Source organism: Synechococcus sp. H55.10 (genome assembly GCF_047502715.1).
Taxonomy (GTDB): domain Bacteria; phylum Cyanobacteriota; class Cyanobacteriia; order Thermostichales; family Thermostichaceae; genus Thermostichus.
Genome location: NZ_JANSJJ010000125.1, coordinates 102204 through 115063 on the forward strand (window position 1 = coordinate 102204; position 12860 = coordinate 115063).

Annotated in this window: 11 protein-coding genes and 1 pseudogene; 5 read left to right on the forward strand and 7 right to left on the reverse strand. The window is 60.6% G+C overall.

Annotated features, from left to right (window positions below; genetic code table 11):
* Positions 1-138: 138 nt before the first annotated feature.
* Together NW858_RS08880 and NW858_RS08885 are read right to left on the reverse strand one after the other, a co-directional pair.
* On the reverse strand, positions 139-2466 hold the full coding sequence (locus NW858_RS08880; protein ID WP_414520312.1) for an endonuclease MutS2: 2328 nt from the start codon (positions 2464-2466) through the stop codon (positions 139-141).
* A gap of 97 nt (positions 2467-2563) precedes the next feature.
* Positions 2564-2740, reverse strand: coding sequence for a hypothetical protein (locus NW858_RS08885; RefSeq protein WP_414341549.1), 177 nt, complete (start codon positions 2738-2740; stop codon positions 2564-2566).
* Positions 2741-2896: 156 nt separating this feature from the next.
* Between NW858_RS08885 and NW858_RS08890 the strand changes: the two genes are divergently transcribed.
* The 4 genes from NW858_RS08890 to NW858_RS08905 all read left to right on the forward strand — a co-directional run bounded on the left by NW858_RS08890 (position 2897) and on the right by NW858_RS08905 (position 4811).
* A complete protein-coding gene (locus tag NW858_RS08890; RefSeq protein WP_414509434.1) occupies positions 2897-3301 on the forward strand; it encodes an NIL domain-containing protein in 405 nt (134 codons plus the stop codon).
* A gap of 99 nt (positions 3302-3400) precedes the next feature.
* The gene (ndhL, locus tag NW858_RS08895; RefSeq protein WP_414334345.1) at positions 3401-3622 is read left to right on the forward strand and encodes an NAD(P)H-quinone oxidoreductase subunit L; all 222 of its coding nucleotides are present in this window, start codon (positions 3401-3403) and stop codon (positions 3620-3622) included.
* A gap of 27 nt (positions 3623-3649) precedes the next feature.
* A complete protein-coding gene (locus NW858_RS08900; protein ID WP_414348778.1) occupies positions 3650-3985 on the forward strand; it encodes a DUF3007 family protein in 336 nt (111 codons plus the stop codon).
* 205 nt (positions 3986-4190) lie between these two features.
* Positions 4191-4811 carry a response regulator gene (locus NW858_RS08905; RefSeq protein ID WP_414334341.1) on the forward strand — a complete coding sequence of 207 codons (621 nt, stop codon included), beginning with the start codon at positions 4191-4193 and terminating at the stop codon, positions 4809-4811.
* Here NW858_RS08905 and NW858_RS08910 read toward each other — a convergent pair.
* The 5 genes from NW858_RS08910 to NW858_RS08930 form a co-directional block, all read right to left on the reverse strand.
* The gene (locus tag NW858_RS08910) at positions 4791-5843 is read right to left on the reverse strand and encodes a sensor histidine kinase (RefSeq protein ID WP_414334339.1); all 1053 of its coding nucleotides are present in this window, start codon (positions 5841-5843) and stop codon (positions 4791-4793) included. The two genes, NW858_RS08905 and NW858_RS08910, sit on opposite strands and share 21 nt — an antisense overlap.
* A gap of 549 nt (positions 5844-6392) precedes the next feature.
* Complete coding sequence (locus NW858_RS08915; RefSeq protein ID WP_414334337.1) at positions 6393-7121, reverse strand: DUF2993 domain-containing protein; 729 nt, start codon at positions 7119-7121, stop codon at positions 6393-6395.
* Between the two features lie 119 nt (positions 7122-7240).
* Positions 7241-9259 carry a magnesium chelatase ATPase subunit D gene (gene bchD / locus NW858_RS08920; protein ID WP_414520313.1) on the reverse strand — a complete coding sequence of 673 codons (2019 nt, stop codon included), beginning with the start codon at positions 9257-9259 and terminating at the stop codon, positions 7241-7243.
* A gap of 302 nt (positions 9260-9561) precedes the next feature.
* Positions 9562-11004, reverse strand: a complete 1443-nt coding sequence (locus tag NW858_RS08925; RefSeq protein ID WP_414520314.1) for a gamma-aminobutyraldehyde dehydrogenase — start codon at positions 11002-11004, stop codon at positions 9562-9564.
* Positions 11005-11164: 160 nt separating this feature from the next.
* Positions 11165-11722 carry a CHRD domain-containing protein gene (locus tag NW858_RS08930; protein WP_414369164.1) on the reverse strand — a complete coding sequence of 186 codons (558 nt, stop codon included), beginning with the start codon at positions 11720-11722 and terminating at the stop codon, positions 11165-11167.
* A 573-nt stretch (positions 11723-12295) separates the two neighbouring features.
* On the opposite strand from NW858_RS08930, the pseudogene NW858_RS08935 reads away from it, so the two are divergent.
* Positions 12296-12860: pseudogene (locus NW858_RS08935) on the forward strand (helix-turn-helix domain-containing protein); the annotation flags it as partial.

Here is a 12860-nt window from a genome sequence, read left to right on the forward strand (position 1 = left end):
GTTACCAAACAGCCTGGTCGTGGATCTTCAGATCCCCTCTCCCCCTGAGGGAGAGGGGGCGGGGAGCGCTTGGGCCGGCGGCAAAGTGTCTTAACCTTGTTGGAAACGACCGTAAGCGAGTTTGAAACAGCCCAACCCTCACCGCAAGTGGGCCACGGTCGCGCCGGTGCCGCCGTCTTGGGGATCCGCTGGGGCAAACCTCTGGACGCGGGGGTGATTTTGTAAGTAAGCTTGTACGCTGGCCCGCAAGCGCCCGGTGCCGTGGCCGTGGATGATCCAGACAGGGCCGGGGGGAGCTTGGGCAAAGTGCTGTTCCAGAATGGCCTCGGCATCGGCCACGGTTTTCCCCCGCAGATCGAGGGTGTTCTGGCTGGTGCGCAGGTTGAGGGGAGCGGTGGCTGCTGGGGCGGGAGGTGGGGCCTTGGGGCGTTGGCGCTGCTGGGCCTGCTGCTCGTCAATGGGATCCAACTGCTCCCGCGGCACCGTGAATTTGAGGATGCCGCTGCGCACCACATACACATCCCCTGTGACGGCGATCACCTCTCCCGTCTGCCCCAGGCCTCTCAGCCGCACCCGATCCCCCACCTCTGGCACAAACTCCCTATCCGCAGGCGGCGGCGAGGGAGAGTAGCGCTGCTGGATTTGCGCCAGCTCGGCCGTGATGCGCTGGGGATCCTCTCCCTGCTGCAATTTGCGGATGGCGGCGGCCACTTCCTGACGGGCGGCAGCCAACAGGGCTTGCAGACCTTGGTTTTGCTTGTGCTCCAGTTGGGCTTCCCGCTCGGCCATTTGGCGGCTGCGCTGCTGCATTTGCTGATATAAGCTCTCCAGCTCTCGATGCAGGGCTCCCACCTGGGCTGCCCGCGCTTCCAATTGGGCCCGCTGCGCTTCCAGCCCGGCAATCACCTGATCCACCTGGCTTTCTCCCTGCAGGTGCTGCTGGGCCCGTTGCAGGATCTCGGGATCCAGGTGCAGCCGTCGGGCGATGGCCAAGGCATTGGAGCGACCGGGGATCCCCCACAACAGGCGATAGGTGGGGGCCAGGGTGGTCTCGTCAAACTCCACCGAAGCATTTTCAAAGCCGGGATGTTGGTACTTCAGGGCCTTCAGCTCGCCGTAGTGGGTGGTGGCCAAGGTGAGCAACGCCTTTTCCGAGAGATACTCCAACAGCCCAGCCGCCAGGGCGGCGCCTTCTGTGGGATCCGTGCCCGCCCCCACCTCATCCAGCAGGACAAGGGCCGGCGCCGGGTCGGACTGCAGAACCCGCACCATGCGGCTGATGCGGTGGATGTGCCCCGAAAAGGTGGAGAGATTTTGTTGCAGGGATTGCTCGTCGCCGATGTCGGCATAAACGCCATCGAACCAGGGCAGTTGGGGCGGATCCTGAGCCGGCAGGAAGATCCCCGCCTTGGCCATCAGCGCCAACAGCCCCAAGGTTTTCAAGGCAACGGTTTTGCCGCCGGTGTTGGGGCCGGTGATAACCACGACACGAATGGACTCCGAGAGGGTGAAGTCGATGGGGATCACCTCCGCGCCCTGGCCTTCTGCGCGGCACTGCCACAACAGCAGAGGGTGGCGGGCCTGCCGCAGGCGCAGTCCTGCCGAGACAAACTGGGGGCGATGGCCGTCCAGCCAGAGACTGTAGCGGCCACGGGCCAAGGCCACATCCAGCCCCACCATCACCGCCTGCAGATGCTCCAAATCCTCGGCAACAGATCCCACCTGGGCCGAGAGGGCGGCCAAGATCCGCTCTTCCTCTGCCTGAATCTGAGCTTGGGTTTCCCGCAAGCGGTTGCCCAGTTCCACCACCGCATAGGGCTCCACATAGAGGGTGGCCCCGCTGGCAGAGCTGTCGTGCACAATGCCGCGGATGAGATCCCGCTGGGCGGCCTTCACCATCAGCACAAACCGCCCCTGCCGCTGGCCGATCAGGGTATCCTGTAGCGCCTGGGGGTACTGGCTCATCAACTGTTGCAGGCGCTCTTGGATCTGGCTGCGTTGCTGCCGTTGCTGCCGGCGCAGATCGGCAAGGACGGGGCTGGCACTGTCCCGCACCTCCCCCTGCTCCTCCAGACAGCGAAAGATCTCCTGCTCCAGCTCCGGGTAGGTGCGTAGGTCACTCACCCAAGCCTGCAGGCGGGGCAGACAGTCCTGGTCATCGATCAAACGGCGGATGCGGCGGGCGGATCCTAGAGTTGTAGCAACCTGCACCAGCTCTTCCCCGCTCAGGATCCCTCCCCGTTCGGCTCGTTCCAAGGCCGGCAGCAAGTTGTGGATCCCTGCCATGGAAACTCCGCCCGCCTGCGAGCGATCGAGGCGGATCGCCTCTTCAGTCTGCTCAAGATAGGCTTCGCTGTCGGCGCGACTCTGCCAGGGATCCAGCTCCAAGCAGGCGCGGCGGCCCAGCGGCGTGGCGGCAAAGGTGGCCAAGTGCTGACAGAGGCGGGGCCACTCCAGCAGTTCCAAAGTTTCTTGGCGGAGGGAGGAATCAGGCTGAGAAGAGACCGGAAGAGGGCACAAAGGGTTGGCCGTAGGCATTACTGAACCCATTGGCGATTCCAGATCAACGATTCCGGGAAGAACGGAGCTGCAATCGCTTCATCTCTTGCAAAAACTGCCGCTGATAGTTGAGGAAAGCAGTGTGCCACTCGCGGAAGCGACGCTCGCCATCACGCACCAACATCTGCCGATAGTGCTCGGAGTTGAGGCAGGGCTGGGCCGAGTTCATGGGGATCAACAAAAACGCTCTGATCCCATTGTGACAGGCTGCGGGACGCCCTTCACAGCTTCCGTGGGATCCCGCCTCCCTGCTTCTGCCCATGCAGGACGGGAGGATGCCGCCAGCAGCCTGCCATACTGGAAGAGTCACGGCACCTCAGATACTCAGGCCAAACTCGTGCGCAAACGAGTCACCCTAATCTTTCCCCGCCATTTGGTGAATGTCCCCGTCACCTATCGATTGGCCAAAGATTTTGATGTGGCCGCCAATATTGTGCGCGCCAGGGTAACCCCCAACGAAGTGGGAACCTTGGTGGTGGAGCTCTCAGGGGACATCGACCAGGTGGAGGCTGGATTGGAGTGGGTACAGTCTCTGGGCATTGAGGTGGCCGAACGGGCCGAGGCAATTCAGATCGACCCCGATTTGTGTGTGGACTGCGGCTTGTGTACCGGAGTCTGCCCCACGGAGGCCCTCAGGATTTCCGCTCCCGACTGGAAACTGGAGTTCTCCCGCAACCGCTGTGTCATGTGCGAACAATGCGTTCCCACCTGCCCTGTTGGGGCGATCAGCGCGAGCCTGTGATCAGTTGGCCGAGTTGCCGACTCCCGCAAGCCGACAAATCCCTTTACAATGCTGTTAGATTTGTTTGACACGGTCAAATAGCTGCGGGACGTACTCGACATGGCTTCTACCCCATCGTTGATTTGGGCAACTTATGCCGGTTTGGCAATACTCTATCTGCTGGTGTTGCCGCTGTTGTCTTTGCTGTATGTGGACAAACGCTGGACTTCGGCTGGCGCTTGGGAAAAGGTGCTGATGTTTTTCTTAGTCTTGTTTTTCTTTCCCGGCATGGTGCTGGTGGCTCCCTTCATGACATTTCGACCCAAGCCTCGGTCGCTGTGAGGCCGGCCATTTGTCGATTACCGGGTCATGCGCAGATTGGATGTTCTTGGCGTCGGCCTAGGCCTGCTGTTGGGGGGCGGCGGCCTCTACGGCCTGCTGCTTTGGGCGGGCTTAGACACGGGGGCTGCGCAGCAGATATCCAGCGTGGTGCTTTTGCTGGCGTGCTTGGGCTGGACTTTGGGCTACCTGAGGCGGGTGCTGCGTGGGGAAATGACCTTGAAGGCTCAGTGGGCCAGCTTCGAAACCCAGCAAATCCAAGAGAAGCTCCATTCGCTCTCTGCGGAAGAGTGGCAGGCCCTACAAGCTGAATTGGCAGCCGAGCCAGAAGGGATCCCTGATGGGGTTGAGCAAGACAAAAATTGAGGCCACCGGACAGGCCGCGCCCAAAAGTTCGCTGGTGGGGCTCCGGGGTGGGCGCCCAGAAGGTTGGGTTTCCACAGCAGCACTTGTATATCTGGTTACTATTTGCTCCTCTTGAGAATGCTACATTACGCTCCGTGCGCGATTCTGACGTATGACGGATCAGCGGGTAGAGCAAGCCTTTAACTTTCCTTCTACTTCATCCCCTATGAGCAAAGCCATACTGCTGGCTCAGGGCCAAGCCTCACAAGTTCATCTCTGGAAGTTGGGACTGGAGTCGCAGGGACACTCTGTGGTGCTGGTTTCCCCCTGTGAAGCGTTGCTGGAGGTGGCAACCAGTCAGCCTCTGGATCTGGATCTGATGGTGGTGGACATGACGACGGGGCTGTTTAACCCCTATGCCTTTTGCCGAGAGTGCCAAAGCAAGCTGCCCAACATCCCTGTGATCCTGACTCATTATCCCGGTCGCCACATCGAGCCGGCAGAGCGACGCTGGGCAATTTATCAGGGGGCAGCGGATGTAATCCCTGGCTTGGCCGAGGCCGGGGATATTCTCCACTCCCTCGAGCGAGTTTACGAGGCTGCCAGATGGTTCTGGCCTATTGACACGGAGGCACTCTACAGGGCTCTGGAGCAAGCGGGTTTGTGGCCTGGCAAGGTCAGCCGTACATCCTCTTCCTCCACTCAGGCGCATCCTCCCACTGCCTCTTTACAACCCATCACAGCAGAAGAAAAACCAGGGCAAAAAGACTCGACCCCACAGATGAAGTACCGATTGATGTATCGGGGCCGCCCTGTTGGTGGGGCCTTAACTCAGCACCAGGGCTAGGGTGGCGCCCTGGGATCCCGTCTCGATCAACCGCAAGTCACCCCCGTGGGCTTGCAGGATGCGCTTGGCAATGTACAGTCCCAGACCTCCCGATCCGGTTGGGTAGCGCTGGCCGGCGATGTGGATGGGCTGGGCGATGTAGGGCTGGGCCAGCTCTTCCAGGGGAGCCGGCAGGCCAGGGCCATCATCCCGCACCTGGATCTGGCGAGGGCTGACGGTCAGCACCACCGCATGGCGGGCGTAGCGCAAGGCGTTGTCCACGAGATTCACCAGCGCCCGTTCCAGCTCGGCCTCATCGGCGTTGCCCCAGCCCTCTCCTTCCACGCGCAGGTCGATCCCCCGTTCTTGGGCCAGGGATCCCATGCGTTCGGCCACTCTTCTGGCCAAGGATCCCAGATCGCAAAGACGAGGGTGCAGCTCGATCTCGCCCCGCTCCAGGCGGTGGGCCTCCACCATTTTTTGCACCAGCGCCAGGTTGTGTTGGTTCTCCTCCAGGATGCGATCCAGCAGGGCAAGCCGTTCCCGGGGATCCAACTGCTGCTCCTGCTTGAAGGCGCTCAGCAGATGTCCAAAGGCGATGAGGGGAGTTTTCAAGTCATGCACCAAGGTGGCGATGAAGGCCTCCCGCCGCAACTGGTCGATCTGGATTTGGCGCAGCAAATGGGCAAAAGCCTGCCGCAGGATTAGGGCCTCTTGGGGATCCTGGGTACGAAGCAGCAAATTCCAACGGGCCGGCTGGTTGATCAAGGTTTCTAGGTGGGCCAACTCGCGGGCCAGCAAGGTGAGGGGGCGCAGGATCAAAGAAGACAGGACATAGCCCACCACCGCCGATAGTACCGCCAGCAACGGGATCCACAGCAGCAGCAGAATGATCCCTTCGGCACTAAATTGCGTGTCGGGCCAGATCCACTGCACCGACAGGATGAACACCAAGTTGGGGACAAAGGAAAGGCTGGCAATCACCAGCGCCACCTGCGTGCGCAAGCTGTGGGGAAAGCGGCGACGCCAAAACTCAAGGAGGCGGTGTCTCAAGGGGGAATGGAAGAGAGGCTTAACTTGAATTAGGCCAGAGACCAGCAGAGGGGTCAAGAGGGCCGGCGAAAAACAGGGGCACTCCCAACTGAACTGGGATCCCTGACACCCGATCCCTGCCGGGCAAAGAGTTGCGCCAAGCGCTCTGTCCCAGCCTGAATTCAAATCCAGAGCCGGCTGGGACGCCTGGAGTGCTGAGAGAAGTCTTCCAGCCCCTAGGGTTATAGTCGTTTCAAACAGGATTGAGACACTTTGTCGCCAACCCAAGCGCTCCGCGCCGCTACCCTCACCCCCAACCCCTCTCCCAGAGGGAGAGGGGAGTTAGAACAGCGTTGTGTAGCAACAACGACGTAGAGAAACGTTGCATTGCCATTTGAGATGACTATAAAACCCGGCGGGCCTGGGCATGGGCGCGGCGTCCCCGTCGGGATTGGGATCGCGTGAATAGGCCATGAAAAAACCTCTGGGAGTCTGTCCGTGTTTCGACCCCAGAGGCTTCTTCTCTTCACTCCTCACCACTATTGAGCGTAGCTGCCCGCCGAAAGGTTGTCAAGCATTTTCCCATTGCGGTTGGCGCATGGGAAAGTGCGCCAGGGTGGCGCTGCCGTACAGAACCATCTGCCGGGGCTGTAGGTTCACCCGATCTACCCGCAGCTCCGTACCCCGCAAGGCCAACTGATCCAAGTCCAGAAGCCCATTCAGGTGATCGACCAAGGCCCGGCTCAACGCCAGCTCCGCCTCTGTATCACCCACAAACATCGGATCTGTAAAGCGGATGCGACGCTGCTCCACCACCTCAACCTGGGCGGAAAAACCAACGCGGAGAGACCTGGCCTCTGCTTGCTGTACGTTTGCCTGCAATTCCAGTCGACGCGCCGGAGTGATGGCGATACGAACGTGGTGGAAGGATAGGGATTTGCCATCCTGCCCTACCAAGGCCAGCCTGTTCAGCACAAAAGGCGTGTTGAAGGATTGGGCCAGATCGGCTTCGCTCAGCACCACCCGCATCGTGGCCTGTACCGGCTGGCGCAGCTTGATCTTCCCCTGCCAGATTTGGCTGAAATCAATGGCCACAGCATTGCAAAACAGCTCTAGGGCCGAAAGCCTCAGGCCGTTGTACATCTGCAGGTGCTGGCCCAACAGCTCAAAGCTGTCGATGCGTCCTTGCAACAGCTTGGCGACAGGCTCGACTCGCACACGCGCCTCCAGCCGCTCTACCTGCTTGAAGAGAGCGCGAATGGCTGCGCTCACGCCCCGACTGACCCAGTCAACAGCCATAGGATTCTCAAGGAGCAGTTCCGGCAGGAGTCCTGTAGTCATAGGGCAAGGTGAAGAGCGCCTACAGAGATCATAACCAACCATTAAGAAAAGTTACAAACACCGCCGCGGCTGCTCCTTCAGAGAGAAGTGCGTCCTTCTTGAATGGCCGAGCGGGCCACGGCTGCAATTCCCTGGTCGGTGGCGCGGGGCAGATGAAAGTACCGCCCGCCCGCCAGTTCCGCCAGCTCGGCGCCAAAGCCGGTGGTTACAAAGCGGCTCTGCGAGTCGATGAAAAGCAGCTTCAATCCCAGGGCACGGATGCGCAGGGCGATCTCCCGCAGCTCCTGCTTCAGGTCGATGGGATCGCCTTCGCTGCGTCCCAGGGAGCGGCTGAGGGGGATGTTGCCCCGGCCATCGGTGAGGGCCACCAGCATCACCTGACCCACGTCGCCGCTGGCGCGGGCGTTGACCCCTAGGCGCACCGCTTGGGTGAGGGCATGGGCCAGTGGGGATCCCCCGCCACAGGGCAGGGATTCCAGGCGGCGGCGGGCCAGCTCGATGGAGCGGGTGGGGGGCAGCAGCACTTCGGCAGCCTCGCCACGAAAGGCGATGAGGGCAACCTTGTCGCGGTTTTGGTAGGCCTCGGTCAGCAGGCGCAGGGCGGCGCCTTTGGCCGCTTGCATGCGGTTGAGGGCCATGGAGCCGGAGGCATCCACCACAAAGATCACCAAGGCTCCAGCTTTGCGGGCCAGCTTTTTGGCGCGGATGTCGCCGGGCTCGACGATGACGGCCCGCCCCGGCTGCCGCAGGCGGCGACTTTTCTGGTAGGGGGCAGCAGCCCGCAGGGTGGCATCGACGGCGATGCGGGGGTTGACGCCCTGGGGCAGAATGGGCTTGATGTAACGGCCCCGGTCGGCGCTGAACACCAGGCTGCGGGATCCCGTTTTTCCCTGCTGGTTCAGAGATTGGGCGAAGGCCAAGAGGCGCGGGTCGAGGGCCACCTGCTCAGGATCGAAGAAAAACTCCTGCGGCAGGCTGAGATTTTCCGGCTGGGGATCCGTTTCCTCCTTGTCCTCACCGGCGTTGTCGGGGTCTGGCGGCGGGGGCTCCGGCTGTTGCGATTGGGGTGGCGGCGGGGGTTGCTCGGGGTCGTAGCGGGCGCGGGGCAGCAGCACCAGTTGTACCGCCTGTTGTAGATCTTCGGCTACCAGGCGATCCCGTCCCTCCAGCGCGGCCAGGGCACAGGCGGCCCGCAGGGCAAACTGCTCCCCTCGATGGCCTTGGACGTTGCCGCGGATGGCCTCTTGCACCAGGTAGTGGATCTGTTCCCGCCGCGGTTTAACCTGGGGCAGCCACTCCCGCGCCAGGATAATCTGGGTGCGGATTTCCTCCAGTTCCGCCTGGTGTTCCGCCAGAAAAGGGTCGGGGGCATCGCCGAATTGGTTGGCCCGCTGGGCGATCTCCCGCCGTTCCTCCAGGCTCAGCTCCCGCTCCAGCGGCACCACCATGGCCAGGCGATCCAGCAGGTGGGGGCGCAGGGATCCCTCTTCGGGGTTGTAGGTGGCCACCAAGAGAGGCCGGCAGGGGTGCTGCAGGCTTAGCCCTTCCCGTTCCAGGCGGTTTACCCCCTCCCCTACCACCGTCAGCAGCAGGTTGACGATGGCGTCGTCTAAGAGGTTGATGTCGTCCACATAGAGCACGCCCCGGTGGGCGGCGGCCAAGAGCCCCGGTTGGAAAACCGTTTCCCCCTGCCTCACCGAGGCCTCCACATCCACGGATCCCAAGAGCCGATCCTCCGTCACCCCCAAGGGAATCTGGACAAAGGGAGGGGCCATCACCCGGGTGGGGGGCGTTGTTCCCTGGGGGTAGCGGGCCTTGGCCCAGTCTGACCAGGTCTCGGGCCGCGCCGGGTCGTCGTTGCAATAGGAGCCGGCAATCACCTCGATAGGAGGCAGCAGGGCGTGGATCCCTCGGGCTAAAACCGACTTGGCCGTGCCCCGTGGCCCCACCAGCACCACCCCTCCCAAGCCGGGATCCACCGCCGCCAACAATAGAGCCAGCTTGGCGGTTTGCTGTCCGACCACGGCGGTAAGAGGGAAGGTGCGGGGAGGGGCCAGGGTTGCAGATCCCGAAGGGGACTTAGGGAGGTGGGTCATCGACGGTTAGATCTTGGCGATCTTTTGAGAATCTTCCCAGATCCAGGGCAGATTGAGAGCTTGTACACCCCAGTCTATCGTTTTCAAGCGACGCACCGCTTGCGCGACCGAGATTTCTAGGGACGTTCCCAGACCGCTCTGCTCCCTCACCCCCAGCCCCTCTCCCAAAGGGAGAGGGGAGATTGAGATAGCGCTCCGCGCTGCCGGGGCGAACGAGGCAGCAAAGGGTTTCCGGAAAACTGGAGATGTCCCTGTTGAACTGCTGCTGTTTCGTTTTATGGCTGCTCAGGATGGTCGTAGCTTCAGGGGGTGGCGATCATCACATGCTTGGTAATCTGATAGTCGCGCACCGCCTCGGCGGAAAGATCTTTGCCAAATCCCGATTGTTTGAAGCCGCCATGGGGAGCCTCAGAGGCAATGGGAATGTGGTCGTTGATCCAGACGGTGCCCACCTCCAGCTCAGCGGCTAGTTTCATGGCTCGTCCGATGTCTTGAGTCCACACAGAAGCCGCCAACCCGTATAGGACGTCATTGCCCAGGCGTAGCGCCTCCGCTTCTTCGCGGAACGAGCCGAGCGTGAGAACCGGCCCAAAAACCTCACTCTGCACGATCTCCGCTTTTTGATCGACATTGGCAATCACTGTGGGTTCGTAGTAGTAGCCCCGGTCAAACTGGGAAGGGATCCGCCCGCCGGTCAGCACTTTGGCCCCTTCGGCTTTGGCCCGCTCCACAAATCCCATCACCCGCTCCCGCTGGGCTGCCGAGACCAAAGGACCCATCTCCACCCCCGCCTCAAAAGGGGATCCCAGTGTCACTTTGCGCATCGCCTCCACAATGGCCTCCTGCACCTGCGCCAGCTTGCTCTCGTGCACATAGACGCGGGTGGCTGCCGTACAGTCCTGGCCGGTGTTGAACGTGGCGGCGAAGGCGGCCTTGGCGGCCACGCTTTCCACGTCAGCATCTGCAAAAACCAGGAAGGGCGCTTTCCCCCCCAACTCCAAATGCACCCGCTTCAGGGTATTGGCGGCGGTGCGCATCACCTGCTTGCCGGTGGCGGTAGAGCCGGTAAGGCTGACCATGCGCACCTGCGGGTGCTCCACCAAAGCTTGGCCGGTGGCATTGCCCCCGGTAACAATGTTCACAACCCCCGGCGGGATCCCGGCTTCAGCGATCAGTTCCCCCAACATCAGAGTGGTCAGAGGGGTGGTGGGAGCAGGCTTGAGCACCACCGTACAGCCAGCAGCCAGAGCAGGGCCGATCTTCCAGACGGCCATCAGCAGCGGGTAGTTCCAGGGGGTAATTTGCGCGCACACCCCCACCGGCTCTTTGCGAAATAGCGAGGTGTAACCCTTGGCGTATTCTCCGGCGCCGAAGCCATGGATGTCGCGGGCGGCGGCAGCGAAGAAACGCAGATTGTCGACCGCAAACGGCAAATCTCCCCCCAAGCTCACCAGCTCGTAGGGCTTGCCGGTGTTTTCCGACTCTACACGTGCCAATTCGGCGGCGCGAGCTTCGATGAGATCCGCCAATTTCCAGAGGGCCAGGGAGCGCTCGCCAGGCGTGAGTTTCGACCAACGGCCATCGTAAAAGGCCGTCTGGGCAGCCTGCACCGCCCGATCCACATCGGCCGGGCTGGCATCCACCACCTCTGCTAGTTCCTCGCCAGTAGCCGGGTTCTCGATGGTCATCAAGCCCCCCCCTTGGCTATCGACCCATTGGCCGTCGATCCAGAGTTTGTAGGCCATAGCGATGTCCTCAACTGCTTGGTAAGGGTGAAATGGCTTTCCCCATTGTGCCGAATCTTCTTGAGTTGACCAGAAAAAAGGCAGCGCAAGCCCCAGCATTTGCGCCAAATGCTTTAGATGCTCCGCACCGCTTAGGCGGCTGAGAAGTCGCCTTCAAGATTTAGCGAGGGAAAACCACCTGGGCCCGCAACTCGCCGGGAGGGTTGGCCTGCGTATGGATGTTGATGTAGTAGGCCCCGGCCAAGAAGCTGGAGACCTGCTCAGGGGTGAGTTGGGCCTCTAGCGGGAAGTTCCCCGATTGATTGTCGGGATTGGGCAACATGTTCAGGACAAAGACGACCGGGCCTGTGGCCTGGGCGAAAGATTGTCCCGGCTGGGGCTGGGCCAGGTGAATGTGGCCGGGGCCAAAATTGGCGATCGGCAAAAGTGGGGTCGTGAGATTCGTAAAACTCCCCTGGACAGATAGAGTACGGGCGGTCTGGTTTAAAGTGACAACAGCACTGCCGCTGGCGGAGCTGGGCACCGCTACCGGCGGTACTTCGGCAGCAGGAGATAGGGTCAAGGTAGCCGTAGAGACTACAGCTCCCGGCGCAGGGGTTACCGAGCTGCCGCTCCCGCAGCCGCTGAGAAACAAGGCAGCAGCCAGGCAAACACCCCAAAAAGCTTTGCAGACAAAACGAAGCCGAAAGGCTGAATCCAGCAAAAACGTCAACAACATGGAAAAAGCTCCTCGGTCGGAGAACAAGCCATCTCAAATACGGAGCAGGCCCAGCTTCGGATTCACCCTTGGAGAACAAGATCACGATCGCCTGAGGAGTTACCCCTGTTTCTCAAGCCGTCTTCCTCTCGAGGGGCTTCCCAAGAGGTTGAAGCAGCCTAGCTGCTGAGGGGCGGAGGGCCGAAGATGGCCAAGCTCCAAGGCTCTCCCTCGCCAAACTTTCCCAGGCCAGGTTCGCTGATCTGTGTGTTTAAAGGGTTCCCAACCCCTTGACAGGAGGCCAAAACTTCATTGCAAGCATAGCGGGCACAGCCAAACAACTGGGCTAAGTTTGGCCTCTATTGGTCTGTAGGGTAAAGACTGTACTTGCACCGGGCTTTCATGAGCTCAAGTTAAGTTGGCATGTCTATGCCAGCCCATAGAACTAAGGGAAGAACGCAGCAGTATTTCTAGCTTACAGGCGCATTTGGTGTTTGTTACTACAGCCCTACAACAAAGCTACTTTGTGGAGTCCAAGCTACAGCCTGTTAATTTAAAATAGGGTACAGGTTTCAAGAGGAAGGAGAGAAGGGAATGCCAACCCATTCTTTGGATCTAAGGCAAAGAGTTGTAGCAGCTTATCAGGCAGGTAAGACCTCCATCCGCCAGGTAGCCGAACGGTTCATGGTGACCAAAAGAACAGTACACCGCTGGGTGCGACAGTACCAACAAACTCAAGATTTAACCCCCAAGAAAGTAGGCACCAAGCGAGTGGGTATTTTGGAACAACATCGACAGGAAGTGATGGCAATCATTGCAGAACACCCAGACCTCTACCTGTGGCAGTATCAAGAACTGTTGCGGGAGCGCTTAGCAATTGATGTAAGTACTGTCACGATACACAATTTCTTGAAAAAGCAAGGAATGACTCTAAAAAAAAGACTTACCGCAGCGCGAGAGTCCAAGAAGAGGCGGTGCAAAGAGAACGACTAGCTTATCGTCAAGAAGTCAGGGATATTCCAGCGGAGGATTTGATTGCCCTCGACCAGACAGGGGTGTGGGAGGGAATGGAACGGGGAGTAGCTCGGAGTTTACGCGGTCAAAGAGCTTATCATTATCGTCAGAGATACAAGGGGGAGAAGCATACTGTTATTGGAGC

Bases quoted from the DNA above. Each gene is read 5' to 3' on its own strand.
- ndhL (WP_414334345.1), top strand. From the start codon at position 3,401: ATGGCTTCTACCCCATCGTTGATTTGGGCAACTTATGCCGGTTTGGCA.
- NW858_RS08900 (WP_414348778.1), top strand. From the start codon at position 3,650: ATGCGCAGATTGGATGTTCTTGGCGTCGGCCTAGGCCTGCTGTTGGGG.
- NW858_RS08905 (WP_414334341.1), top strand. From the start codon at position 4,191: ATGAGCAAAGCCATACTGCTGGCTCAGGGCCAAGCCTCACAAGTTCAT.
- NW858_RS08915 (WP_414334337.1), bottom strand. From the start codon at position 7,121: ATGGCTGTTGACTGGGTCAGTCGGGGCGTGAGCGCAGCCATTCGCGCT.
- bchD (WP_414520313.1), bottom strand. From the start codon at position 9,259: ATGACCCACCTCCCTAAGTCCCCTTCGGGATCTGCAACCCTGGCCCCT.
- NW858_RS08925 (WP_414520314.1), bottom strand. From the start codon at position 11,004: ATGGCCTACAAACTCTGGATCGACGGCCAATGGGTCGATAGCCAAGGG.
- NW858_RS08930 (WP_414369164.1), bottom strand. From the start codon at position 11,722: ATGTTGTTGACGTTTTTGCTGGATTCAGCCTTTCGGCTTCGTTTTGTC.